Raw genomic sequence first — 26,953 nt, forward strand, 5'->3', positions numbered from 1 at the left:
CTCACCCATTGTCCAATATTCCTCACTGCTGCCTCCCGTAGGAGTCTGGTCCGTGTCTCAGTACCAGTGTGGGGGATCACCCTCTCAGGCCCCCTAAAGATCGTAGACTTGGTGAGCCGTTACCTCACCAACTATCTAATCTTGCGCGTGCCCATCTCTATCCACCGGAGTTTTCAATATCGAATGATGCCATTCAATATATTATGGGGTATTAATCTTCCTTTCGAAAGGCTATCCCCCAGATAAAGGCAGGTTGCACACGTGTTCCGCACCCGTACGCCGCTCTCTCATTTCCGAAGAAACAATACCGCTCGGCTTGCATGTGTTAGGCCTCCCGCTAGCGTTCATCCTGAGCCAGGATCAAACTCTCCATTGTATGTTTGTCTGACTCACTCAAAGTTTTTTAACGCTTTAGTTTTTCCTTACTTGGTTGTTATATTGTATGTCAATGATCTTTATATCTTTCGCTTTATAATGAAGCACTCTCTTCTGTCAGTGGCGCTCCATATTTGCGAGTGCAAAAGTAAAACTTTATTTCTAATTGACCAAATGTTTTGAAAGAAAATTTTAAAGTTTTTTAACTAACCCTAAACTCTCTCCAAATCCTCAATCTTCCTACTCCTGCGCTCCCGTTTTATTGGGACTGCAAAGATACAAACTTTATTTTAACCCGCAACTTTTTAAAGTAAAAAGTGAAAGTTTTTTTCGCCTGTCTCTTTCGTAGTATATAATGTTTCTGCTTATCTAAAAGCTCTTCTGCGCTTACTGAATTCCTTTCGTTTTTCAGTGGGGCAAAGATAGAGACTTCTCCTTTACCACGCAACTTTATTTAACATAAAGTTTACACCAATATTACAGTTGTGGGTAAGTTTATACATTAACTTATTGATATAATTATATTTAAATTAACAAACATACTTATCCACAATGGTGGAATTGTTTTTAAAAAACTATATAACACCGTTTTGAGGGCTATATAACCGGTTATTCTATACATCAATTACAATATAGAGCATTATCTATATTATATGTAGGAGGTGAAATCTATATATAGTGTAAGCAAATAAGTTTTGGCTAAAGCCAATGGAGGGGCTTTGTTTTAGGTAAACGGGCTAAAGCCCGTTTATATTGATGGAATGGTGGGGAAAGGAAAGTATATATATTATATAATAGAAAAATTGAAATTGACTTTGGTGGATGCTTTATTATTATGGAAATAATATTGTCTGGTTCATTACAGGATGGCAAAAATGATGGATTAGCGAAGTGTTAGCAAAAGAGTTGCAACACAATGTACCGTATTAAATGTGGTTTTACAGGAAAGACGGGAAGATGAAAGGTTATATTTATTATTTTTTACCACAGATAACACAGATTTTCACAGAATTTTCATAGAGCAGAAATGACTAGATTACCACCCCGTCAAAAATTCTTTGAATTTTTGACAACCCCTCCAAAGGATGGGAATGATAGATGCCATCACTTATGGATAATAGGTAAGGATATTAATTGATGCCAATCTATTATTTATTCATCATTTATAAATCGGTCCCCTACCCTAGCCCCGATAGGAACGGTTACCCCACAGTATGGGTTGGAGCGTAGAAGGGTTTGGGGGTAGGAGTGTGTGGGCGCGAGGAGTAAAAGTGGATAGCGGGATTAAGCTCCTCAATGAGTTGGAATATATGAAAGAGTGAAAGGTGAAGAATAGAAAAATTTAAAAAAGAAAAACTATAAAATCTTTATTTAGGTAAGGAAGCTTTCAAAGGAGGGGATAAAAAAATTCCGTAAGAATCCTTTATAGCAGGTTTCTTACGGAATGATTGTAAAACCGAAGTTTATATTTTTAGTTCAGAACGTAGGATGTTCCGTCTCTTCCGTCTTTTAATTCTATGCCTTCAGCAAGCAGTTTATCTCTGATCTGGTCTGAAAGGTCAAAGTTTTTGGATTTTCTTGCCTGATTTCTCAACTCGATCAAAACTTTTAAGGTCTGATCTAATTTCTCATTGTTGTTTTCTTCTACAGTCTGCAATCCCAAAACATCAAAGATAAAGGCATTCAATGTTGACTTTAGATCTTCAAGATCTGCTGTTGAGATGGTTTCTTTCCCATCATTTAAAGCAAAAATGTATTTTACAACTTCAAACAAGTGAGCGATTAGAATTGGAGAGTTGAAATCATCTGTTAATGCATCATAACATTTGTTTTTCCATTCTGTAAGGCTGAATGCGGATTCTTTATTGTCATCAGGAGTAATGGAATTCAATACTTTCACAGCTTCCATCAATCTGATAAATCCTTTTTCGCTGGCGATCATGGCATCATTGGAAATGTCTAAAACACTTCTGTAATGTGCCTGCAGGAAGCAAAAACGTACAATTGACGGGTGGAAAGGTTTTTCAAAAAAATCATTATCACCTGTTACCAACTGCATTGGAAGTATATAGTTCCCTGTAGATTTACTCATACGCTGGGAATTCATTGTCAACATATTGGCATGCATCCAATAATGTACCGGTGCAGCACCATTGCAAGCTTTTCCCTGAGCAATTTCACATTCGTGGTGCGGGAATTTCAAGTCCATTCCTCCTCCGTGAATGTCAAAAGTTTCACCTAAATATTTAGTACTCATTGCCGTACATTCAAGGTGCCATCCTGGAAAACCTTCTCCCCAAGGAGAGTTCCATCTCATGATGTGCGCCGGAGATGCTTTTTTCCAAAGGGCAAAATCCTGTGGATTCTTTTTCTCCCCCTGTCCGTCAAGATCACGGGTATTAGCAAAAAGCTCTTCTATATTACGTTTTGAAAGTTCACCGTAGTTTAACCCTCTTTTATTGTATTCCAATACATCGAAATATACAGAACCATTGCTTTCGTAAGCGAAACCTGTATCTATTAGTTTCTGAGTCAGCTCAATCTGTTCTACAATGTGACCTGTTGCTGTAGGTTCGATGTTTGGAGGAAGCAGGTTGAACATCTCTAGAACTTTATGGAAATCTACAGTGTATTTTTGTACAATTTCCATGGGTTCTAATTTTTCAAGACGAGTTTGCTTAACGAATCTATCGTTATTTACATCTCCGTCATCAGTAAGGTGTCCTGCATCGGTAATGTTTCTTACATATCTTACCTTATATCCTAAATGCATTAGGGTACGGTAGATAAAATCGAAAGAAAGGAAAGTTCTTACGTTCCCCAAATGCACATTGCTGTACACTGTAGGTCCGCAGACGTACATTCCTACGTTTCCTTCTAAGATGGGTTTGAATATTTCTTTTTCCGCTGTAAGCGAGTTGTATATTTTTAGTTGCATTTATTTTTTGTTAAAAGATTCAATAGTTTTAAGATTCAAAAATTAGTTAAAATAAAAATCTTTCACAACAAATAATTGTCGTGATAAAGATTTTATGTGAAACTTTTTTAAATTTTATCATAATTAAATCGATTCTAAATGATGCTGCAAATGTTCTACGTAATCCTTAATAATAAACTCCAGGGTAAAAACCTGAGGTTCTGTTTTGGAGGTATCACAAGTTCTCTGTAATGCTTCATCAGGAATATTTTCTACAATATGAACAACCTGATCGTTCAAAGCTTTCCAAAGGTTGATTAACTCTGCCGTTGGAACATTCTGATAGTTCTGAGCCTTTACCCAAGCGTTCTGATCGTATACGATATTCTCGTTCTCTTTATATTGAGTGACTACAAATCTACGGATATTTGTAAAAGCACTGTCACAAAGATGGCCAATAATTTCTTTTTTGGACCATTTTTCCGGTGTAGCCTTGTAAGTCCACTCTTCTTCAGAAATTGTCCGGAACCTCTGAAGTTCTGCATCTATACTATTTTTAAGGATCTGGCAGTTCATTGATTAGTCTAATTTGGCATGACTTCCTACGTAATGTAAGAACTCCTGTCTTGTAATTGGATTTGTTCTGAAGATTCCGCTTAGTTCTGCTGTAATGGTAGAACTTGCCGTGTCTTTAATTCCTCTGCAGTTTACACAAAGGTGCTTCGCATCAATGATACATGCTACATTTTTTGTTCCTAATGCTTCTTTCAGAGCTTCTACAATCTGCATTGTCAGTCTTTCCTGAACCTGTGGTCTTTTTGCATAGTAATCCACAATTCTGTTAATCTTTGAAAGACCAATTACTTCTCCGTTGGAAATGTAAGCAACGTGTGCTCTTCCTATAATGGGTAAGAAATGGTGTTCACAAAAAGAATATACAGTGATATCTTTTTCCACCAACATCTGACGGTATTTATATTTATTGGAAAATGTAGAGATACCCGGTTTGTTTTCAGGAAGAAGTCCTCCGAAAATCTCGTTCACATACATCTTGGCAACACGTTTTGGAGAATCTTTTAGGGAGTCATCGGTCATATCCAGTCCTAAAGTCTCCATAATTTCTCCAAAAAGCTCAGTAATTTTTTCTATTTTTTCCTGTGGCGATTTATCAAAAGCATCTTCCCTTATAGGCGTATGTTCTTTTCCTGTGAAAATATCATCGTCGTTATCAGTAAAATCAACCATTTTTATTTAATTTGCAGCAAAAATACGGATAATATCGTTTCCTATATTTCAAATGGGGCGAAAATCATTATCTTTTATAACCTACTCTGATTAAAACTATATGATTATTGTCGAAGAAGTACAAAACAAAGACCACCAAAGGGAATTTCTGGAATTTCCAGCACAACTTTATCAATACGACAAAAATTATATCCGCCCTTTAGATCAACACATTGAGGAGATTTTTAATCCTGAAAAGAATAAGTTTTTCAAGAATGGAGAGTGTAAAAGATTTCTATTTAAAAAAGGCAATAAGACGGTTGGAAAAGTAGCTGTTTTTATCAACAATTGTTATGAACAGGTGCAACCTACCGGAGGTTTCGGATTTCTTGACTGTATTAACGATCAGGAAACCGCAAATTTCATTTTTGACCACTGTAAAAGCTGGCTTCAGGAGAGAGGGATGGAAGCCATGGATGGGCCAATCAATTTCGGAGAAAGGGATAAGTTCTGGGGGCTTTTGATTGAGGGGTTTATAGAGCCTTTGTATGGAATGAATTATAATTTTCCTTATTACAAAGACCTTTTTGAAAACTATGGGCTTCAGATTTATTTTGAACAGCTCTGTTTTACCAGGCCTGTATTTGCAGAAGTTTCCCGCATTTTTACGATTGCTCATGAGAAAAACAGGAGAACCCCTGCCATTTCAGCACGGCCCATGAAAAAGAATAACCTTCCCAAATTTGCTAAGGACTTTACGGAAGTTTATAATAAAGCATGGGCAGCTCACGGAGAGGGAAAGCAATTGGAAGAAGGTAAGGTTTTGAAAATGTTCAATACCATGAAGCCTATTATGAATGAGCATATCTCATGGTTTGTGTATGAAAATGATCAGCCTATCGCTATGTGGATCAATATTCCGGACCTGAACCAGTGGTTTAAATACCTCAACGGAAAGTTTGGCGTTTTTGAAAAGCTGAAGTTTTTGTTCTTAAAGCGATTTAAAAAGAATGAAAAAATGGTGGGTCTTGTCTTCGGTGTGGTTCCTGAATGGCAAAGGAAAGGGATTGATGGTTATATGATCTGGGAAGGCACACAGCATTTAAGAAAGCATACTGATTTTACGATTACTGAACTTCAGTGGATTGGTGATTTTAATCCGAAGATGATTAAGATTGCAGAGACTCTTGATACTACTGTGACGAGGAAACTTGCTACTTATCGATATTTATTTGATAGGAACAAGGAGTTTGAGAGACATGTAATTCTTTAGGAAGGAAGATGGATGCTGGAAGATGGAAGTTATCGACGTTTTTGATTAACTAAAGATTCAGTTTACTTTTTTCCGGATGCTTTAGATTATTTGACGCAAAGTTTTATTTGCTGCTGTTCTATTTTTGAGGGAGCGAAGGTGGAATCAACTTTGTTGATTCTTTCTAAGCGAGTGTGTAGCCTACAGCTGGTTCTTTTTATGTGTTTTTTATTTCCGATTGAAGTTTTTCTATTTATGATTCTGATAAAATAAAAAGCCCTGTCGTTTAAGACAGGACTACTTTCATTTTTGGTACTTTTATTAGAATAGCTCACCGGCTACTTTTTTGATGTTATCACTTTTCCCCATTGAGTAAAAGTGTAAAACTGGAACTCCGAAATCCAGAAGTTCTTTGCACTGGGCAATGGCCCATTCTACTCCGATCTGCTTAACGGCTTCATTATTTTTTGCGTTCTCCACTTCATTGATAAGCTCTTCAGGAAGATCTATTTTGAATACCTGAGGCAGGATTTTCAAATGTTTTTTGGTGGCAATTGGCTTAATTCCCGGGATGATTGGAACGGTAATTCCTATCTCTCTTGCTTTCTGAACGAATTCAATATACTTTTTATTGTCAAAAAACATTTGAGTGACAATATAATCTGCTCCGGCATCTACTTTTTGCTTCAGCCATTTCAGGTCATAATTCATAGAAGGGGCTTCCATATGCTTTTCAGGATAGCCTGCTACTCCGATGCAGAATTTATTAAGTTCATCACAAACCTGTTCTTCGTTGTGAAGATATTTCCCTCTTCCAAGATTGTTGATTTGATCTACCAGATCCATGGCACTGGCATGACCACCCTGAGTAGGTTCGAAATACTGATGTCCTTTCATTGCATCACCTCTTAATGCCATCACATTATCAATACCAAGGTACATACAATCCACCAAAAGATATTCTGTTTCTTCTTTGGTAAAACCTCCGCATAGTAAGTGTGGAACAGTATCTACATTATATTTATGTTGAATTGCTGCACAGATACCCAATGTTCCCGGACGCATTCTTGTGATACGGCGTTCCATCAGTCCATTTCCTTTATCTAAATAAATATATTCTTCTCTTGAAGTGGTAACATCAATGAATGGAGGTTTGAATTCCATCAACGGATCTATATTCGTATATAGGTCTTCAATACCAATTCCCTTTTGTGGCGGAACCACTTCTAAGGAGAATAGTGTTTTCCCATTTGCGCTTTTTATATGTTCTGTTATCTTCATTTTATTATAGTTGATGGTTTTGAGTGAAGATTTTGGATTTTTAATTAAAATTAAATCTACCAGATTAGGGCTCCCCCATTCTCTCTTCTCTTAAATAAATCTCTTTTCTTCTTGAATACTCTTTAAATACCTTTCGGCTTCTACTATTTTTTGAGTTAAAAATTTATTTTGGGTGTACGATTCCTTTCTTTTAAGATAATTTATTGTTTCTAACAATTCTTTTTCGTTCAGCTCTGATAAATCGTAAAAATCTCCTAAAGTAGTAACAGCGGAAAAATTACTATTTTGAATGTCTGTAAATCTTGACTTTTGAGTTTTTTTTATATCAATTACAGTAAATTTTGTTGTGTCGAGCTCATTTCTACCAATAATTTCTAAATAATCATCAATGACATTCCTGTCAATGAATATTTTACCTGAGCCACAAGAATGTCTATCATCTCCATTTTTCTTAATACCGGATACCCAAAAAACTTCATCAGTTTCAATATCCTGACAATTTCCATGGCCATTTCCCATCAGGCATCTATCATTGAAATAAATAGACTTTTTGCTTTTAGAAAATTCCACTTTTGCAATCCAGGCAGGACCATCATCAGCAAAACCTGTTTTAAGTTCCAAATATTTAATTAAAGATCTCATCGTATTAATCTGCTAAATTTGGTGACAGCCACTTTCTCGCCTCTTGTAGAGAAATTCCTTTTCTCTCTGAGTATTCTTTTAATTGGTCTTCTGCGATTTTTCCCAGTCCGAAATATTTTGCATGCGGACTTCCGAAATAATATCCTGAAACAGCTGCTGTCGGGAACATTGCCAGACTTTCTGTCAAATAAACTCCGATATTTTCTTCAACCTTCAATAAATCCCAGATCGCATGTTTTTCCAAATGATCAGGACAAGCCGGATATCCCGGTGCAGGGCGGATTCCTTTATATTTTTCTGCAATCAGTTCTTCATTGCTTAATTCTTCCTGAACGGCATAGCCCCAATATTCTGTTCTTACTTTTTTATGCAAAAATTCTGCATAAGCTTCTGCAAAACGGTCTGCCAGAGCTTTTACCATGATGGCATTGTAATCATCATTGGCTTTTTCATATTCTTCTGCCAATTCATCCGTTCCGAAACCTGTAGTGACGCAAAATGCTCCCATATAATCAGTTTTTCCTGAACTTTGTGGGGCAATGAAATCACTTAATGCCAGATAGTCTTTTCCTTTTGATCTTTGAGCCTGTTGTCTTAGGGTTAAAAACTTAACCTTTTCGTTATTATCTTCATCAAAAATCAGAATATCATCCGTTTCATTGGAGTTAGCTTTAAAGATTCCAAAGATTGCTTTTGCTGTTAAAAGCTTTTCATCCAGAATTCTCTTTAAGATCACCTGTGCATCTTTGAAGAGTTCTTTTGCCTGAACTCCTACCACCTCATCTTCCAGGATATTCGGGTATTTACCGTGAAGATCCCAACTTCTGAAGAATGGAGACCAGTCAACGAATGGTAATAATTCTCTTAAATCCTGATTTTCGATTACAGTTATTCCTAAATTATTCGGTGTGAAGATTTCTTCGTTTTCCCAATCGATTTTGAAACGATTTTCTCTGGCTTCTTTAATGGAAACATAATCTTTATCAACCTGTCTATTTAAAAACTTCTCTCTGAAATCAGAATAGTCGTTCTTCAAATCTGAAACATATTCTTTATTTCGATCTCCCAATAATGAGCTTACCACGTTTACCGCTCTTGAGGCATCATTAACGTGAACAACGGCGTTTTTATATTTTAAATCGATTTTCACTGCGGTGTGTGCTTTTGAAGTGGTTGCACCTCCAATCAGTAATGGAAAATCTAAATTCTGTCTTTCTAACTCTGAAGCGATGTATACCATTTCATCCAGACTTGGTGTAATCAATCCACTTAATCCGATGACATCTACTTTTTCTGCAATGGCAGTCTGAATAATTTTTTCAGCTGGAACCATTACCCCAAGGTCTACGATTTCGTAGTTGTTACATCCTAAAACTACGCTTACAATATTTTTTCCAATATCATGAACATCACCTTTTACGGTAGCCATCAGTATTTTTCCATTGGCTGGTCTTGATCCGTCTTTTTCAGCTTCAATATAAGGCTGTAAATAGGCAACTGCTTTTTTCATTACCCTTGCTGATTTCACTACCTGCGGCAGGAACATTTTCCCACTTCCAAATAAATCACCCACAACGCCCATTCCGGTCATCAGATTGATTTCAATAACATGAAGGGGTTTTGCAGCTACCTGCCTGGCTTCTTCTACATCTTCTTCAATAAAACGGTCAATTCCTTTTACCAAGGCATAGGTAATTCTTTCCTGCAAAGGATTGTTTCTCCATTCCAGATCTTCAACCTTTTCTTTCTTAACTGATTTATGTTTTTCGGAGTAATCAAGAAGTCTTTCTGTAGCGTCTTCTCTCTTATCGAGGATTACATCTTCTACAAGTTCCAGCAATTCTTTATTAATCTCATCATAAACTTCCAGCATCGCAGGATTTACAATACCGATATTCATCCCGGCCTGAATGGCATGGTAAAGGAATACGGAGTGCATGGCTTCTCTTACGGTATCGTTTCCACGGAATGAGAAGGAAACGTTGCTTACTCCCCCACTTACGGATGCATAAGGAAGATTCTGTCTTACCCAACGCGTAGCTTCAATAAAATCGATCGCATTTTTTCTATGCTCATCCATTCCCGTTGCTACCGGAAAAATATTTAAGTCGAAAATGATATCTTCTGCCGGGAACCCGATCTGATTCACCAGAATATCATAAGATCGTTTTGAGATTTCAATTCTCCTTTCAAAATTGTCAGCTTGTCCTACCTCATCAAATGCCATTACAATCATTGCTGCACCATATCTTTTGATGGCTTTGGCATGTTTGATAAATTCTTCTTCTCCTTCTTTTAAGCTGATGGAGTTTACCACACATTTTCCCTGTGCCACCTGCAGACCTGCTTCCAGGATTTCCCATTTGGAAGAGTCTACCATAATTGGAATTCTTGCAATATCGGGTTCTGATGCTATTAAGTTCAGAAATTTGACCATGCATTCTTTTCCATCAATCAATCCGTCATCAAAATTGACATCAAGTATCTGTGCCCCTCCTTCTACCTGATGACGGGCAATGTCTAATGCTTCAGAGAATTTTTCCTCTTTGATAAGTCTTAAAAACTTTTTGGAACCGGCAACATTGGTTCTTTCACCAACGTTGATGAAATTACTTTCCGGCGTTATGATAAGAGGCTCAAGGCCTGATAATCTTAAATATTTCATTTTATTCTTCTAAAATATAGTAGGCATTATTGGCATTCTGCCTCAATAAATCTCTGTGCTTGCCTAAAGCGGTGAACAGTGGAAATCTTTTGTATGCTAAGCCATGTTCATTAGCAAATTTTTCTATCTCCTCAGTAATTTCGTTATAATACATATAACTGTAGTTAGGAAAGAGGTGATGTGCCACATGAAAATTAAAATTTCCTAATACATTTCTTACCAACCAGTTATTTTCCTGTAAATCGTTGGTCACTTCAAACTGGTGACGGAGCCAGCTGAATGGAATTCCATTGTCTTTATTCAATCTTGGAAAGGCATTATCAGGTAGCGGATGCAAAGGCAATAAAACAAACAGTGCAAAAACACTCGCTGCAATAACCTGCAAAAACCAAGCTCCTAAAGCCAGTCCTATTGATACTTTAAAGAACATAATAGGAATCACAATCTGATAAAAAAAGTAAAACAACTTATAACTCACCATTTTTACTTTCTCCACGACAGGTATTCTTCCCTGGGTTTTCAAAATCACTCTTTCCTTGTCAAAAAAGTCCCTGAAGTCTCTTATAAACATCCAATTGAATAAATACAGCGGATATATTAAAAAGAAAAACCTATGCTGATACTTCTGAACTCCTTTGGCCTTAATCCAAGGCACTATTAATAGCAAACCACTCTGCTCAATATCGGTATCCCAGCCATCTACATTCGGATAGGCATGGTGACTTGCGATATGTCTTTTCTTCCAGATATAGGAATTGGCTCCTATGAAATCAAAAATGTGCAGGATCATCCCATTCAGCCTTTTACTTTTAAAGATGTTGTTGTGGGCCGCTTCATGGATGAGATTTAAATAAATTAAAACCAGAGAGATTCCCATTAAGACAAAACTGAGTATATACACCCAATACTTTTCAGCATTAAGCAGAGCTATGAAATATAAACCAACATAGATCAGTGGCAGCAGTAATGCTTTGATCTGAATATAGATATCTCTGTTTTCAGGAATAGCTTCTATCCGTTGGTTTACTTTCTTTCTCAGTTCATTAAACAATTTGGCGTCATCTGAATCTTTTAAATAACTTGGCTTTTCCATTATATTAAATTTTGTGACTCACTTAAAGATAATATTTATAATCCAGCCTTTATTCTTGATTTTAATTAAAAAAATCTATCTAATTACACAAATTCTTTCAATTTTCTTGGTTCATATTTTTCCACCAGCTCCGCAATCGCCTTGATATGTTCCGGAGTGGTACCACAACAACCTCCGATAATATTGATTAATCCTTTTTCTGCATATTCTTTGATCTGTCTTGCCATATCTTCCGGTGTCTCATCATATTTTCCAAAGGCATTCGGTAAGCCGGCATTCGGATAAGCTGAAACATAGAATTCTGAGTTATGAGCCAGTGTTTCCAGATAAGGTGTTAACTGATCTGCCCCTAAAGCGCAGTTAAAGCCAACACTTAATAAATTCAGATGGGAAACAGAAATCAAAAAGGCTTCTGCCGTTTGTCCGCTCAAAGTTCTTCCTGAAGCATCGGTAATAGTTCCTGAAACCATGATTGGAATTTTGATTCCTCTTTCTTCCTGAAGTTCATCAATCGCAAACAAAGCAGCCTTAGCATTCAGGGTATCAAAGATGGTTTCTACTAACAGAATGTCTGAACCTCCGTCTAATAGTGCCTCACATTGCTGTTTGTAAGCCACTCTCAGTTCTTCAAAAGTAATAGCTCTGTAACCAGGGTCATTTACATCAGGGCTTAAACTTGCCGTCCTGTTGGTTGGGCCAATTGATCCTGCTACGAATCTTGGTTTATCCGGAGTCTTAGCTGTATATTCATCACAGGCTTTTCTGGCAATTTTTGCAGACTCATAGTTCAGATCGTACACCAGCTCTTCCATGTGATAATCTGCCATAGCAATGGTAGTTCCGGAGAATGTATTCGTTTCAATGATATCAGCTCCTGCTTCCAGGTATTTCTTGTGCACTTCTTCAATCGCCTGTGGCTGAGTAAGAGAAAGCAGATCATTGTTTCCCTTTACCGGATGTTCCCAGTCTTTGAAACGTTCACCACGATAGTCTTCTTCTTCAAACTTGTATCGCTGAAGCATGGTTCCCATTGCACCATCCAACACGAGGATGCGTTCTTTGAGGGCTTTGTTGAGTGATTCTATATTTGTCATCTCTTTTATAGTTGTTGAGTGAGGATGATAGTTTGATTGGGTTGGATAGGACTTCGTTCTATCTTGGGTTAAATCGCCCCTTTGGGGCTCCTTGTGATTAATCTAAAGCTTGTTTTAAATCTGCGATAATATCGTCTACGCTTTCTAAGCCTACTGAACAACGAACTAATCCTGCTGTGATTCCTACTTCGTTTCTTTCTTCGTCTGACAGTTTAGAGTGTGTAGTAGATGCCGGATGGGTTACGATCGTTCTTGTATCACCTAAGTTGGCAGACAATGAACACATCTGGATCTTATCCAGGAAGTTTCTTCCGCCTTCTATTCCTCCTTTTATTTCAAAAGCAACGATGTTTCCACCAAGCTTCATCTGCTTTTTGGCTACTTCATAACTTGGATGGGATTTCAGGAACGGATATTTAACGAGTTCTACATTAGGATGACTTTCTAAAAATTCAGCTACCTTCAATGCATTCTCACAGTGTTTTTCTACTCTGATCGCCAATGTTTCAAGGCTTTTTGATAGTACCCATGCGTTAAAAGGAGATAATGCAGGTCCTGTATTTCTTGCAAAAAGATAGATTTCTCTGATCAGGTCTTCTTTTCCTACTGCGATTCCTCCCAATACTCTTCCCTGCCCGTCAATCAACTTCGTTGCTGAATGTACAACAACATCTGCACCATATTTAATCGGCTGCTGAAGATAAGGTGTTGCAAAACAGTTATCTACAATAAAGATCAGATTATGTTTCTTAGCAATCTGTCCGAAAAACTCCAGATCCAGGATTTCAATCGCAGGATTGGTAGGCGTTTCAAGATATAAGATCTTTGTATTCGGTTTTATATACTGCTCTACATTCCTGGCATCTTCTGCTTTGAAATAAGAGGTCTCAATGTTCCATTTTGGGAAATACTTTGTGAATAAGGTGTGAGTAGAACCAAAAACCGACTGGCAGCTTACGATGTGATCTCCGGCACTTAGCAAAGCTGCAAATGTAGAATAGATAGCAGCCATTCCTGTTGCAAAAGCGTAACCTGCTTCAGCACCTTCCATTTTGGCAATCTTCTCTGTAAACTCAGATACGTTAGGGTTGGAGAAACGGCTGTACAGGTTTTTAGGTTTTTCTTCAGCAAAGCTTGCTCTCATATCTTCAGCATCCTGAAAAATAAAGCTGGATGTAAGATAGAGTGGCGTAGAATGCTCGTCAAACTGAGATCTCTCCGTCTGGGTTCTTATTGCTGATGTTTCGAAATTTTCCATATAGTTTTAATTAATATAACAATGTATCTCTATGATATTTTTTCCAATTTTTAATTACTGTACATTTATTATAAGATGGATTACATCTATATAAATGCTATGTGTTTATGTTTGATAGAATTTTATTCTATCCTTGGTTAAATCATCCTTCGGGATTGGTATCATTTGATATATTGTATGATTTATTTTGTACGATTATTTTGTTTCACTTAGTCTTAAAATATCACCGAATACGCCTCTGGCAGTTACCTGTGCTCCGGCTCCGGCTCCCATAATCACGATTGGGTTTTCACCATAACTTTCCGTATAGATTTCAAAGATGGAATCTGATCCTTTCAATTGTCCTAAAGCTGATGTTGCAGGAACAGAAATCAGTTTTACATCCAATTCCCCTTTGTCTTTCTGTAAATCTCCATGTAGATCTCCTACATATCGCAATACATGACCAGGTTCCTGGTTTTCTTTGATCTTCTGGTATTCTTCATCCAGCTCGTCTAATCTTGTAAGAAATTCGGGTTTTGAAACCTCAAGTAAACTTTCCGGAACCAGATTTTGAATGTTGATATCTTCGAATTCGTTGATCAAGTCTAATTCTCTAGCTAAAATCAATAGTTTTCTTGCTACGTCATTTCCTGATAGGTCTTCTCTTGGATCCGGTTCTGTGTATCCTTTTTCCAGAGCTTCGTTGATGATTGTGGAAAACTTATCGTCCCTCAGAGAGAAATTGTTGAAAACATAACTCAATGTTCCGGAGAAAACGCCTTTAATTCTTGTGATATTTTCTCCTGAAAGGTGTAATAACTTAATGGTATCAATTAACGGAAGACCTGCTCCTACATTGGTTTCATACAGATAACGTCTGTTATTTTTACTCAGCGTATATCTTAGTTTTCGGTATTCTTCGATTGGAAGGGTGTTGAAAATTTTATTGGAAGAAACCAGATCAAAGCCGTTTTCTGCTAATGCATGATAGTTTTTAACAAAGTCTTTGCTTGCGGTGTTGTCTACCACAATCAGATTTTCCAATTGATTTTCATTGGAAAAATTAATTAACTCCTGAACATCTGATGAATGTTCTGCTGTTAAAACCTCATCAGACCAGTTACTATCAAACCCTTTTTTGTTGAATGCTATTTTCTTTGAATTGGCTACTGCAACTACTTTAAGGTCTACTTTTTTACGTCTTTTAATTTCTTCTGAAGATTCAAGAACCTGTTCAATTAATGTTTTTCCTACATTTCCATGGCCTATGATCGCTAAATGAACGGTCTTCGGTTTTTTGAAGATCTCAGATTCTATGATGTTTCTGGTTTTTTCATCCTGTGAAGAAGTCACCACGATGTTTACTCTGTTTTCACCGGCAACCTGGTTTAAAAGCAATGGAAAAACATTATTTCTTGCCAATTCTGCAAAGACTTTATTAGAATCTTCTGCTACAAAACCGATCACAGAAACATTGTTGATACTATATATTTGAGATACTTTTCCTGATTTTCTTTCTGCTTCAAACTCATCAATAAGACAAGCTACTGCTTTTTCAGCATCATTTTCATGAACTAAAATGGAAATTCCGTTTTCTATGGCTTGCTGGGAGATTACTCCCACACTGATACGTGCTAAAGTAAGCGCTTTAAAAATTCGTCCGTCAATCCCGATTTCCCCTAAGAAATCTTCTCCTTCAAATTTGACAATTGATCTGTTCTTCAAAAATTTTATTTCTTTAGCATTTTTCATTACTTATAAAATGTTTTTTATGATATTATTTAATTGTTGATATTCCATTAGGAAGGCATCATGCCCGTGTATAGATTGGATCTCGTGATAAGAGATATTCTCCTTTTTCTTTTTCAGATTCTCAAAACACATTCGGATTTCAGAAGCTGGGAAGAATAAATCTGTATCTACGGAGATCATGTGCATTCGTGCCTCTATACTCTCCAGGGCTGATTCATCAGTATTTATATTCATCAGCAAATGGTTCATCAGCTTGTACGCTTGCAAACTAAACCTTTCGTTTAGCGCATTACCATGGTAAACCAACCAGTCTTCCGATTCCAGACATTGTTTTTCCTGATTGTATTTATTTTGAAATCTGTCATTAAGTGATTCCGGAGTTCTATAGCACAGCATGGCATGGATTCTTGCTTTTTGTAATGGTTCTTCTTTATCATTCAATAAAAATTTCTGAACCAGACATTGTGCATGCAACCAATCATGGGTTCTGTAATCACAGGCAATAGGAATGAAAATTTCTGCCAGCTTGGGTTGTTTTGCTAACATTTCCCATGCTATTCCCCCTCCCAATGAGCCTCCAATAATGGCATATAGGTTTTTGATATGTAAAGCATCCAGCCCTTTCAGAAATATGTTGGCAATATCTGAAGGAGTAAAGTCTTCATAGTCTTCAATTAAAAAATGATCGTATCCGTTTCCGGGAATGTTGAAACACAGAACAGTATATTTATCGGTATCAACGATCTGATTTTCGCCTATCAATTGTTTCCACCATCCTTTTTCTCCGGATACGTTTGAATTTCCGGTAAGGGCATGGTTGATTAAAATGACAGGAGCTGTAAACAGATCTTTCCCGAAAAGCTCATAGCTTAACGAGATATTGTATTCCTTTTGGGAATAGGTTTGATACGAAAGATTAATATAGTTTAGTTCTGTTTTCAATTCTATTATATATTTTAATACAATTGAAAATGCCACAGGAAATGGCTGAAAAGAACTTCAGTAAGTTATCTGTCCAAAATTACTTTGGTAGAACGTAGCACCTTCTTTGCTTGCGCAAAGGGTTGCTAAGGTTTCATAGGGTCTAATCCCTCAACCTTTCTTGATAACATTTTCAATATTTGAATGAACGAATGATGCAAAGGTAGTTCTTTTCTTTTAAAATCAAAAAAAAAATAATTTAATATTTAAAAAAGCCCTTAAACACAAGTATTTCAAGAGTATATTAATAATTCTTCAGATAAAAGGAATTGGAATTATTTTGCAAAAAAACTACCTTCGTATAGAAAAATGATGATATATGATCGCCGAAAAAGAAAGATTACAAGATACCAAATGGAAAAACTGGGGACCTTATGTAAGCAACCGGCAATGGGGAAATGTACGGGAAGATTATAGCCCGAACGGAAATGCATGGAATTACACCAATCATAATAATGCGGAAAGCTATACCTACCGTTGGGGTGAAGAAGGTATTGCCGGAATTTCTGATGTAAAGCAATTGTTCTGTTTTGCTCTTTCGTTTTGGAATAAAAGGGATAAAATCGTTAAGGAACGCTTCTTTGGATTGAGTAATCCACAGGGAAACCATGGTGAAGACATCAAGGAAATTTTCTATTATCTGGATAATACACCTACTCATAGCTATATGAAGATGGTTTATAAATATCCGATCAATGAATTCCCTTATGATGAACTTGTTGCAGAAAACGGTAGACGCAGCAAACAGGAACCGGAATATGAGATCTTTGATACAGGGATTTTTGATAATGATGCCTATTTTGATATTTTCATTGAATATTGTAAGGCTGATCACAATGATATTCTTGTGAAAATAACGGTTTGTAACCGAAGTCAGTATGATGCTCCTATTGTAGTAGCACCTACTGCCTGGTTCAGAAATAACTGGAAATGGGGATACAATACCTACAAAGGAGAAATGAATGCTTCACATGACGGAAGTATCAATATTGGTCACGACAGTATCTCCATTAAAAAGTTTTATTCAAGAAATAGGAATGCTCAAAGTGTATTTTGTGAGAATGAAACCAATACTCCAAAGCTGTATGGAGCCCCACAGGCAGAAAACACTTATTTTAAAGATGGAATCAATGATTTCATCATCCATCACAGCAATACGGTAAATCCTGAAAAAAAGGGAACCAAAACTTCTTTCTTAATTGATGAACTTATTGGAGCCGGACAATCCCAGGTCTTTGAATTCAGATTATGTCCTGATGAAAGCGATGAGCCCTTTGAACGTTTTGATGAGATTTTTACAGCAAGACAGGCGGAAGCGGAAGAGTTTTATCATGAAATTCAAAATGATACTACCAATGAAGATGAAAGGAATGTACAAAGGCAGGCTTTTGCCGGGCTTTTGTGGAATAAACAGTTCTATCACTACAATATTGGAAAATGGCTGAAAGGGGATCCGAACTTTGAAGCACCGAGAAACTTTAATGATTATGTAAGAAATACAGAATGGAACCATCTTCACAATAAGGATATTATTTCGATGCCTGATAAATGGGAATATCCATGGTATGCAACCTGGGATCTTGCTTTTCACTGTGTTCCTTTATCCATCATTGATGCTGAATTTGCCAAAGGACAGCTTTTACTTCTGACCAAAGAATGGTATATGCATCCTAACGGACAGCTGCCAGCCTATGAATGGAATATGAGCGATGTAAATCCACCTGTACATGCATGGTCATGCTTCAGGGTTTTTAAGATTGATGAAAAAAATAATGGTAAGCCTGATTTACTATTCCTTGAAAAAGTATTCCAGAAACTTCTGCTCAACTTCACCTGGTGGGTGAACCGAAAGGATAAAAACGGAAAGAATATTTTCGGAGGCGGATTCCTTGGACTGGATAATATTGGAGCCTTTGATCGAAATACTGTTTTAGAGGATGGTCAACATCTGGAGCAGGCTGACGGAACGAGCTGGATGGCCATGTATGCACTGAACATGATGAGAATTGCTATGGAACTGGCTCAATACTATCAGGTATATGAGGATATGGCGATCAAATTCTTTGAGCATTATCTTTATATCGCGGAAGCAATGGAGAATCTGGGTGAAGGAACGAAAGGGTTATGGAATGAAGAAGACGGATTTTTCTATGATGTTCTTCAGCTTGGAAATGGAAACAGTGTTTCTTTACGATTGAGAAGTATTGTTGGATTAATTCCATTATTTGCCGTAGAAATTGTAGATCATCGCCTCCTGGAAAAGATGCCCAATTTCAAAACAAGAATGGAATGGATTTTAAAAAATAAACCAGAACTCACCAAGCTTGTTTCTCACTGGGATGAGGAAGGCCAGGGAAGAAAACATCTGATGAGTATTCTCCGTAAAAACAGACTGACAAAAGTATTGACAAGAATGCTTGATGAGAAAGAATTTCTAAGTTCTTATGGAATTCGGGCTATGTCTAAAGTATACGAAGAAAATCCTTTTGTGTTCTCTGTTCATGGTAATGAAAATGTAGTGTACTATACTCCTGCCGAAAGTGACAGCAGAATGTTTGGCGGAAACAGTAACTGGCGTGGACCTATCTGGTTTCCTATCAACTTCCTGATCGTAGAAAGTCTGCAGCGTTTCCATTATTATTACGGAAACAGTCTGAAAGTAGAATTCCCAACAGGCAGTGGCGAAAAGAAAAACCTGGATGAAGTGGCTCAGAATATCAGTAAAAGACTTTGTTCTATCTTCTTAAAAGACGAACATGGACAAAGGGCTTTTAATGGAGGAAATCCAAAATTCAATTATGATGAGCACTTTAGAGACTATATTACCTTCTTTGAATACTTCCATGGAGATAACGGACGTGGTGTAGGCGCTTCCCATCAGACAGGATGGACGGCTACCGTAGCGAAGCTGATAAAACCAAGACTTACCTTTTAATGAGTAATAAAAAAACCGGATGAAATGTCCGGTTTTCTTTTTTGTATACGAAATTCTTTTGCCACGAATGCCCGAATATTTTTATTTATATAAACTCTATACATGGCTAGAAAAATTAAACCACATAATTACATAGCTCTTAGGCAACATATTACTCATCAATTATTTTATTCGTGCATCCGTGGCTAAATAAAAAATGAGGCTTGAAAGCCTCACTATAGTTTTAGATTTTTTCGCCGTTTACAAATACTTCGTATCCTATTTCTACATTAGGCTCTAAAGTTTTTGATACGGAACAATATTTTTCAAAAGATAATTCTGCTGCTTTCAAAGCTTTCTTTGGATCAATTTCGCCTTCCAAAAGGAATTTTACCATAATTGATTTGAATGGTTTTGCATCATCCACCTGAATTCTCTCCCCTTCTACTTCTGCCTGAAAACTTTTTATTTCCTGACGCTGCTTTTTTAAAATAGAAACTACGTCTATTCCGCTACATCCGGCTACTGCCATCAGAACGCTTTCCATTGGAGAAACTCCTTTAGCTCCCGGCTGTGAAGTATTATCTAAAAGGATGGAATTTCCCTGGCCGTTTGTACATTCAAATAAAAAGTCGTCGTTGATTCTATTAAGTGTTATTTTCATTGTTGCTTGTTGCTTGTTGCTTGTTGCTTGTTGCTTGTTGCTTGTTGCTTGTTGCTTGTTGCTTGTTGCAAAATTATAAAATTCCTCTGGCTTTTATCTCCAAATATTTATTGATAACGTCGATATTCAAATTCTCCGGAAGTGTATATACTGTATAAATTCCGTATTTGCGGAGTTCCTGAATAATCAGTTTCTTTTCAAATTCGAATTTTTCAGCAACGATTTCATCATAAATCTCCTGCATATTTTCAGGATTTTTGTGAATCAAAGTCTGCAATTCTGAGTTTTTGAAGAATACCACTACCAATAAGTGATTCTTAGCAATTCCGCGAAGATATTTTAGCTGACGGTTTAATCCATCCAACGTTTCGAAATTGGTAAATAGCAGAATCAGGCTCCTCTGGTTGATGGAATACTTTACATCCTGATACAATCTGTTGAAATCACTTTCAAAGAAATCTGTTTTAATATTATAGAGTGATTCTGATATTTTCTTAAGCTGTCCGGATTTATTCTCAGCAGCAATTTTATTTTCAGCTTTTTTGGAGAAAGTCATCATTCCCGCCCTGTCTCCTTTCCTCAGAATAATATGAGACAAAGCCATGGTTGCATTGATAGAATAATCCAAAAGACTCAATCCTTTGAAAGGCATCTTCATAGTTCTTCCTTTATCAATCAGCATAAAAATACGCTGCGATTTTTCATCCTGGAATTGGTTTACCATCAGACGATTCGCTTTAGAAGTCGCTTTCCAGTTAATGGTTCTGATATCATCTCCCGGGACATATTCCTTAATCTGTTCAAATTCCATGGTATGTCCCAGCTTTCTCACTTTTTTTATACCACCCAGCAGAAATTCACTTTGCAAAGCCATCAGCTCATATTTTCTGAGATGGATAAAAGATGGATAAGCCGGCAACATTGCATCTTTCTGGAAACTGAATCTTTTCGAAACAAATCCTAAAGGTGATGAAACAAAAATATTCAGACTTCCGAAATGATATTCTCCTCTTTCCTTAGGTTCTAAACTATACTGAAAGAAAGTGTTGGCTCCGGTATTAATTGTCTTTTCAATCAAAAAATCTCTTTTCTGAAACTGAAATGGGATCTCATCAATAATTTTAGTTGTGATCTTAAAGCCGTAATTATTTTTAATATCAATCTTTACAAAGTTCTCATCACCATTGGATAATTTTTCCGGTAATATTCTTTGTGCCTGTACAGCATTTTTTTGATTAAAAATCAGCAAATAATCTACCATGGCAGCAAGAAAACATATCAACACGGCAATATGGCCCACCCACATCAACACCGGAAAGAAAAAAGCCAGAACATACAGTATCCCCACTCCGATGAGTGTAAAGAAGAAACGTGTATTGATGTATAAGTTTTTCATTGTTTAGGTGGCAGGTAGCAGATTATAGGTTTCAGGTAGGTACTCATTAACTTCATGTTGGGAATTATTATTGTAGGGAATTAATTAAACCGTTCAACATTTTTGTTATTTCAATAATTTCCTGATTTAATTTTAAATAATCTTCTTCACTAAAAAAAATGAGATTTTTCGAAATTACTAATTGTGTTTCCACTTCTGCGCAGCTGCCTCTTGATATTTTTAAAAATTGCAGATAATCAGGTTTACTTCTTCTTGAATTTCCTTCAGCAATATTAGAAGGTATAGAAACTGCAGCTCTTCTGATCTGCGATGTTAGTCCATAGACTTCATTTTTAGGAAAAGCATCCGTAATTTTATAAATATCAGTGACAAAATCAATAGACTTCTGCCAAACTAAAAGCTCTTTAAAATTTGCCATATCGAATACTTTATACTCTAATTAAACTTTGGCCCCCTATTACCTATTACCTATTACCTATTACCTATCTAGGAATTTCTATTCCTTCTAAAATTTGACGGATAATTTCATCAGCAGTAAGGCCTTCCATTTCTCTTTCAGGAGAAACAATTACTCTATGTCTTAAAACGGCATAACTAGCCTCTTTGATGTCTTCAGGTGTTACAAAATCTCTTCCTCTCATTGCTGCAAAAGATTTGGAAGCCGTAAGAAGTGCTAATGAAGCTCTCGGCGAAGCACCCAGATACAGAAATTGATTCTCTCTTGTATTGATAATAATTTTCGCGATATACTCCATCAGATGAGCCTCCACAATGATCTCTTTAACCAAACGCTGGTAGCCTTTCAACTGCTCTGCAGTGATCACATGATTTACACCTTCTGTTTTATCTTCTTTTTTGCTTTCGTGCTGATTTTTAATGATCATAATCTCCTGCTCAAGGTTCGGATAACCTACATTAATTTTGAACAGGAAACGATCCAGCTGAGCTTCCGGAAGCCTGTACGTTCCTTCATGCTCTATCGGGTTTTGTGTAGCTACCACAAGAAATGGTTCCTCCATAATGTAGCGGGTTCCATCCATTGTAATCTGTCTTTCCTCCATAACTTCAAATAGGGCAGCCTGGGTCTTCGCCGGTGATCTGTTGATCTCATCAATCAATATAAAATTGGAGAAAATAGGCCCTTTTTTAAATTCAAATTCAGAGTTTTTTACGCTGAAAACTGAAGTACCCAGAATATCTGAAGGCATAAGATCCGGTGTAAACTGAATTCTGCTGAAGCCCACATCAATGGTTTTAGCTAATAGTTTTGCCGTAATTGTTTTCGCAACTCCCGGGACACCTTCGATCAGGACGTGTCCGTTTGAAAGTAACGCTGCCAGGAGATGTTCTATCATCTTCTCCTGCCCTACAATTACTTTGCCTATTTCAGCTTTTACTTTATCCAGGCTTGCACGAAGTTCTATCATATCAATTCTCGACTGAAAGTGGTCTTCGTTTTTATTAAGATCTATAGAACTTTGATTTTCTATGTTTGGGTTATCAAGATTTTCCATAATTTTTATCTTTGGTTTTGATAGGACTCCGTTCTATCTTTTATTAAATCGTCGCGTTGGGACTCTTATTTTAGTAACTCATCTAGCAATTTATTGATTCTTGCTAGGTCTTCTTTCATCACACTGGCATACGGATCCTGTGCTCTTTTGATAAGGTTGATGGCCTCATTAATCATTTCCATAGGTTTTCCTGTTTTTAACTGTAGCTTTTGAGCAAATTCTTCATCAATATTTTGAGTATCAATCAGAAGATCCATTCTCACTTTATTCAGGAAATATTGGGCTTTCTTGGCCATCATATCATGAAAATCGCCTTCCTGAAGATAAAGATTTCCAATGCTTTTCACAAAATCCAGTGATGTATTTCTCAAAGGTTCTATAACGGGTACAATTCTCTGCTTCCTCTTCGCATTAAAGAAAATAAAAAGGATAAGCCCCCCCAGGAATATCCACCATGCATATTTCAGTGCCGGATTTCCTAATACAAACCTCATGAAGAACCGGGAAGCTTTGGTATCGTTCTCCACAAACCAAAGGGTCTCCCTATCCTGCAGATAAGAGAATACGTCCTGTGCATATCTTACATTTCCAGGTTTCAACAGATAATAATTGGTAAGAAAAAGGGGTTCGCTATGAACGTAAAAATTACCTTTCCCGAACTTCGCTTTAATAAAGTTGGCCTGATCTGTATTTTTCCTCTCTACCGTTTTTCCAAGAACTTCTACCCCCGGTTTGATAAATGAAAATCCTTTTCCTGAAGGAAATTTATCCAGCTGAATGAAATCGTTCTGGTATTTTTTATCTGTAAGTTTCAGTACATTTTCATCCTCAAAAGAAATATCTGAACTATGAAACCCAATACTATCCGCAATTTCCTTAGGCATAAGGTTCATCACCAACATAGCATCCGAGCCTTTTGACACCTGATCCATAATTTTTTTCCAGGATTCGGTATCAATATTATTTTCAATAATGACAATATTATGAACTTCTTTTTTATTCTGGCTATAATATTCGTAAGGAGCACGATCGATCTTCTTCAAATGATTTTTAAAAAGATCTTTAGCTTCATTATTAAAAACAAAAAGACCAAAGGGTGACTTTTCATTGATATCAAAATTTTTGCGCCAGTCTGTAGTTTCTTTTTTATTCACTTCAAGCAACGCCAAAATAACCATCACAACGATGAAGATCACAGCATATATTCTGAAAGTCTTATTCATGGTTAATGGAGTTATGGTTTAAATGCCTGATATTGATTTTTAAATTTCTGATAGCTCTGTTCGTCAATATTAAATTCTCCGTACCACACATAATCAAAAATGTAAGACAGATCTGAAAATTCACTTTTAAGATTTGGAACTTTTAATTCTGCCACATAATCTTTATTGGTTTTTTCAGGATTCCAGTTAATCAGTTTCTTATCACTTAATTTTTTAAGAATGAATAGGAACTGATAACGGACTGCTGAACGGTAATCTCCTGTATGTTCAAACGTTGCTATACTTTCCGGGAAATTAATTTCATGGATATTTTCATGCAGTTCTTCTACATTCAGATCCAGTTTTTTATTCTTTTTACCAAAAATAAAATTCCCATCTTTTCCAATAATATATTTAATGATGAAATAAAGAAGAAATCCAACCAGAATGATTACAAAGAGGCGAATAAATGCTCCGGTAAATTCAGAAGATTTAGCAAAAACCGTATCACCAAAAATGCTGCGTAAAATACGGTCAAACTTTTTCAATAGCTTTTGCCAGAAAGATTCTCTGGGTTTTGATACTGAATAATCAAATTCATTTCCTTTATATCTGGACGGAACATTCTTTTTAAATTCTTTGGGATACACCGCATTTTCAGAAACCGGATTCTTCACCAGTACAGAATCTGCACGCAGCATATTATGATAATGCCCGGTAGTATACAGTGAATCTTCCATATAGTTATCATCCTGAGCCTTCACAAAGCCGAGGGAAAAGAAAAACAATATGAAAAAAAGAGTTCTATTCATTGATTCCAATCGTGTCTATTTCTTCAAGTTCTACTTTCTGATGAAGATCTGTTCTGCTGTCATAATACATCAATCCGGCATTCACATACAACAGATTGGAAAGAAAGAATGAAAGCAGCATTGAAATTCCATAAAACACAAAAAATGCAATCCCAAAACCACCGGTAAAAGGGTCTTGTTCAAAATTTCCATCGGGTGTGCTCGTCAGGATCGACCCATAAAAAAAGATCATCGGAATATATGTAAATACCGAACTTGCTGTAGATATAATGATAAACATCACAAACGCTGCTCCCCAATATTTCCAATAAGGAGATTTTTCGCTTCCATTAGGATAAGAAAACTGCGCACGGATAGAATAGCTCAGGCTTTCCATAAAACCTCTTCCCGAATTAAAATAATCGTACATCAGAAATGTAATCACATTAAATAATGTAGGATAAACCAGCATTATAAGAAAAATCCCGATCAGAACAAAGATCAGAAGATAGGAAAAACCTACAAGAAATAAAGATAAAGGAGCCACTATAAATGTTATCCCAAGGCATAGTTTAGCAATTTTACCTGCATTTTTTTTGAAATCTCCTAAAATGTCATCTGTCTTTATATTTTTTGCTCCGGTGGCAATTCTTTTCAGATAAAAGACAGGATAAAGATAATTGATAATAGCCAGAATCATAAAAAGTACGAATGTAAGGACACCCACCCCAATTAGCATTCCGGCATTCTCTGAAAAATAACGTTCAAAATAGTAGGTATCTCCTCCCAGATTAGAACCGAAAATTTGAGAGAAAAGTTCTTTATATCCGAAAATAAAAACAGTTACCATTAAAATCAACAGCAAACCGTTGATCAGAATATAATTTTTAAAATAATTCTTTCCGTATAGTTTGAAAAAATTGAAACTGTCACTAATGAAAGTTCCAAAATCCCTTTTTTTATAAAATTGTATCATTGATGTGTTTATTAGTTTTTTTATTGACTATTGAAGGATATACAAAATAGTAAAATCCTATAATGGCCAATGATCCCAGAATAATAATAAGATTCAGGATCAGGGGCATTGTTAAAGCATGTCTCGTCACATATCCTTCGATAACTCCGGCACAAATGGTGAAAGGAACTGTACTTAAAAATATTTTAAAAGAATCTTTAAAGCCTTTTTTAAAAGAGTTAAACCTCGAAAAAGTCTTCGGAAACAGAATAGATGCTCCTAGAATCAACCCACACATTGCTTCCACCACCATCGCAAAGATTTCAAAAACACCATGAAGCCATATTCCTCTGGCACTCTGTTTCAATGCTCCATAATCAAAGAAAAAGTATTGAAAGGAACCCAACATAACACTGTTGGATAACAGGGCAAATAAAGTTCCCACTCCACCTGCAATTCCATAAATATACAATTTGGCTCCTACCTGGATATTGTTGAAAATAATCCCAATCGTACTTCCCCAGGTTGTCCCGCTCTGATAAACTCCTACAGCATTATTTTTTTTAATATTCTCAATCGTTTCGTTTACATAACTTTCACCAAGAATAATATTCACAAACTCTTTATCATAAATTGCAGAGAGAACTCCTATTGAGGTAAAGAGAATAAAAAACAGAAAAGCATACAACAAATACCTCCGATACTGATAGACCAGCAACGGTACTTCTGTTTTAAAGAAATAAACCAATCTGTTCTCCTCTACTCTTTTGGTTTTATAAATCTTTTGGAAGATCTGTGATGAAAGGTGATTCAGATAAATGGTCGTATTACTTTTAGGATAATAAGTCTGAGCAAAAGAAAGATCATTGATCAGGTTAATATACAACGAAGACAGGTCATCAGGATTTTTTTTTATTTTCCCATCAATAACCTGTTCTATTCCCAACCATTTTTCTTTATTTTGTTTAATGAAATAAACTTCTCTCATAATTGTAAGGCTA

21 protein-coding genes, 1 rRNA gene and 1 riboswitch are annotated in these 26,953 nt (G+C 36.4%); of the genes, 2 read left to right on the plus strand and 20 right to left on the minus strand.

From position 1 onward, the window contains the following. The 4 genes from WH267_RS03965 to folE form a co-directional block, all read right to left on the minus strand. Positions 1 to 376: ribosomal RNA gene (locus tag WH267_RS03965) — 16S ribosomal RNA — on the minus strand; the annotation flags it as partial. Positions 377 to 1,846: 1,470 nt separating this feature from the next. Beyond that, positions 1,847 to 3,313, minus strand: a complete 1,467-nt coding sequence (cysS, locus tag WH267_RS03970; RefSeq protein ID WP_340005913.1) for a cysteine--tRNA ligase — start codon at positions 3,311 to 3,313, stop codon at positions 1,847 to 1,849. Between the two features lie 123 nt (positions 3,314 to 3,436). After that, positions 3,437 to 3,868 (minus strand): DinB family protein, encoded by a 432-nt coding sequence (locus WH267_RS03975; RefSeq protein WP_115972940.1) that lies wholly within the window; start codon positions 3,866 to 3,868, stop codon positions 3,437 to 3,439. Between the two features lie 3 nt (positions 3,869 to 3,871). Beyond that, complete coding sequence (folE, locus tag WH267_RS03980) at positions 3,872 to 4,537, minus strand: GTP cyclohydrolase I FolE (RefSeq protein ID WP_045490962.1); 666 nt, start codon at positions 4,535 to 4,537, stop codon at positions 3,872 to 3,874. 100 nt (positions 4,538 to 4,637) lie between these two features. Between folE and WH267_RS03985 the strand changes: the two genes are divergently transcribed. Next, positions 4,638 to 5,789, plus strand: a complete 1,152-nt coding sequence (locus WH267_RS03985) for a hypothetical protein (RefSeq protein ID WP_340005920.1) — start codon at positions 4,638 to 4,640, stop codon at positions 5,787 to 5,789. Positions 5,790 to 6,089: 300 nt separating this feature from the next. Here WH267_RS03985 and metF read toward each other — a convergent pair whose 3' ends face one another. The 8 genes from metF to WH267_RS04025 form a co-directional block, all read right to left on the minus strand. After that, the gene (gene metF / locus WH267_RS03990; RefSeq protein ID WP_340005921.1) at positions 6,090 to 7,049 is read right to left on the minus strand and encodes a methylenetetrahydrofolate reductase [NAD(P)H]; all 960 of its coding nucleotides are present in this window, start codon (positions 7,047 to 7,049) and stop codon (positions 6,090 to 6,092) included. A gap of 90 nt (positions 7,050 to 7,139) precedes the next feature. After that, positions 7,140 to 7,670: a hypothetical protein gene (locus WH267_RS03995; RefSeq protein WP_340005923.1), complete on the minus strand. Its 531-nt coding sequence runs from the start codon at positions 7,668 to 7,670 to the stop codon at positions 7,140 to 7,142. A gap of 25 nt (positions 7,671 to 7,695) precedes the next feature. Further along, positions 7,696 to 10,356, minus strand: coding sequence for a methionine synthase (gene metH, locus WH267_RS04000; protein WP_340005925.1), 2,661 nt, complete (start codon positions 10,354 to 10,356; stop codon positions 7,696 to 7,698). Between the two features lies 1 nt (position 10,357). Next, positions 10,358 to 11,449 (minus strand): fatty acid desaturase family protein, encoded by a 1,092-nt coding sequence (locus WH267_RS04005; protein ID WP_340005927.1) that lies wholly within the window; start codon positions 11,447 to 11,449, stop codon positions 10,358 to 10,360. A gap of 83 nt (positions 11,450 to 11,532) precedes the next feature. Then, the gene (locus WH267_RS04010) at positions 11,533 to 12,543 is read right to left on the minus strand and encodes a homocysteine S-methyltransferase family protein (RefSeq protein WP_068940187.1); all 1,011 of its coding nucleotides are present in this window, start codon (positions 12,541 to 12,543) and stop codon (positions 11,533 to 11,535) included. 97 nt (positions 12,544 to 12,640) lie between these two features. Beyond that, positions 12,641 to 13,801 carry an O-succinylhomoserine sulfhydrylase gene (locus tag WH267_RS04015; protein ID WP_340005930.1) on the minus strand — a complete coding sequence of 387 codons (1,161 nt, stop codon included), beginning with the start codon at positions 13,799 to 13,801 and terminating at the stop codon, positions 12,641 to 12,643. Between the two features lie 195 nt (positions 13,802 to 13,996). Then, on the minus strand, positions 13,997 to 15,535 hold the full coding sequence (locus WH267_RS04020; protein WP_115972934.1) for an ACT domain-containing protein: 1,539 nt from the start codon (positions 15,533 to 15,535) through the stop codon (positions 13,997 to 13,999). 3 nt (positions 15,536 to 15,538) lie between these two features. After that, entirely contained in the window at positions 15,539 to 16,477 is a 939-nt protein-coding gene (locus tag WH267_RS04025) for an alpha/beta fold hydrolase (RefSeq protein WP_340005933.1), read from the minus strand. Positions 16,478 to 16,539: 62 nt separating this feature from the next. Then, positions 16,540 to 16,647: riboswitch (SAM riboswitch) on the minus strand. A gap of 188 nt (positions 16,648 to 16,835) precedes the next feature. Between WH267_RS04025 and WH267_RS04030 the strand changes: the two genes are divergently transcribed. Further along, entirely contained in the window at positions 16,836 to 19,451 is a 2,616-nt protein-coding gene (locus WH267_RS04030) for an MGH1-like glycoside hydrolase domain-containing protein (protein ID WP_340005935.1), read from the plus strand. 223 nt (positions 19,452 to 19,674) lie between these two features. Here the strand turns inward: WH267_RS04030 and WH267_RS04035 are convergent, their stop codons facing one another. The 8 genes from WH267_RS04035 to WH267_RS04070 form a co-directional block, all read right to left on the minus strand. Next, complete coding sequence (locus WH267_RS04035; RefSeq protein WP_115973463.1) at positions 19,675 to 20,094, minus strand: OsmC family protein; 420 nt, start codon at positions 20,092 to 20,094, stop codon at positions 19,675 to 19,677. A gap of 73 nt (positions 20,095 to 20,167) precedes the next feature. Then, complete coding sequence (locus tag WH267_RS04040) at positions 20,168 to 21,490, minus strand: DUF58 domain-containing protein (protein ID WP_340005940.1); 1,323 nt, start codon at positions 21,488 to 21,490, stop codon at positions 20,168 to 20,170. A gap of 67 nt (positions 21,491 to 21,557) precedes the next feature. Continuing rightward, positions 21,558 to 21,908 carry a four helix bundle protein gene (locus tag WH267_RS04045; protein WP_340005942.1) on the minus strand — a complete coding sequence of 117 codons (351 nt, stop codon included), beginning with the start codon at positions 21,906 to 21,908 and terminating at the stop codon, positions 21,558 to 21,560. Positions 21,909 to 21,972: 64 nt separating this feature from the next. Continuing rightward, positions 21,973 to 23,004, minus strand: coding sequence for an AAA family ATPase (locus tag WH267_RS04050; RefSeq protein ID WP_115973458.1), 1,032 nt, complete (start codon positions 23,002 to 23,004; stop codon positions 21,973 to 21,975). A 65-nt stretch (positions 23,005 to 23,069) separates the two neighbouring features. Then, positions 23,070 to 24,227, minus strand: a complete 1,158-nt coding sequence (locus WH267_RS04055) for a hypothetical protein (protein WP_340005944.1) — start codon at positions 24,225 to 24,227, stop codon at positions 23,070 to 23,072. Positions 24,228 to 24,238: 11 nt separating this feature from the next. Continuing rightward, entirely contained in the window at positions 24,239 to 25,018 is a 780-nt protein-coding gene (locus WH267_RS04060; RefSeq protein ID WP_123320591.1) for a DUF4129 domain-containing protein, read from the minus strand. Next, positions 25,011 to 25,973 carry a DUF4013 domain-containing protein gene (locus tag WH267_RS04065; protein ID WP_123320590.1) on the minus strand — a complete coding sequence of 321 codons (963 nt, stop codon included), beginning with the start codon at positions 25,971 to 25,973 and terminating at the stop codon, positions 25,011 to 25,013. The genes WH267_RS04060 and WH267_RS04065 overlap by 8 nt, the downstream gene beginning before the upstream one ends. Next, positions 25,957 to 26,940: a stage II sporulation protein M gene (locus WH267_RS04070; RefSeq protein ID WP_340005949.1), complete on the minus strand. Its 984-nt coding sequence runs from the start codon at positions 26,938 to 26,940 to the stop codon at positions 25,957 to 25,959. The genes WH267_RS04065 and WH267_RS04070 overlap by 17 nt, the downstream gene beginning before the upstream one ends. Between the last annotated feature and the right edge of the window lie 13 nt (positions 26,941 to 26,953).

The organism is Chryseobacterium sp. MYb328 (assembly GCF_037572595.1).
In the GTDB taxonomy this organism is placed as follows: domain Bacteria; phylum Bacteroidota; class Bacteroidia; order Flavobacteriales; family Weeksellaceae; genus Chryseobacterium; species Chryseobacterium pennae.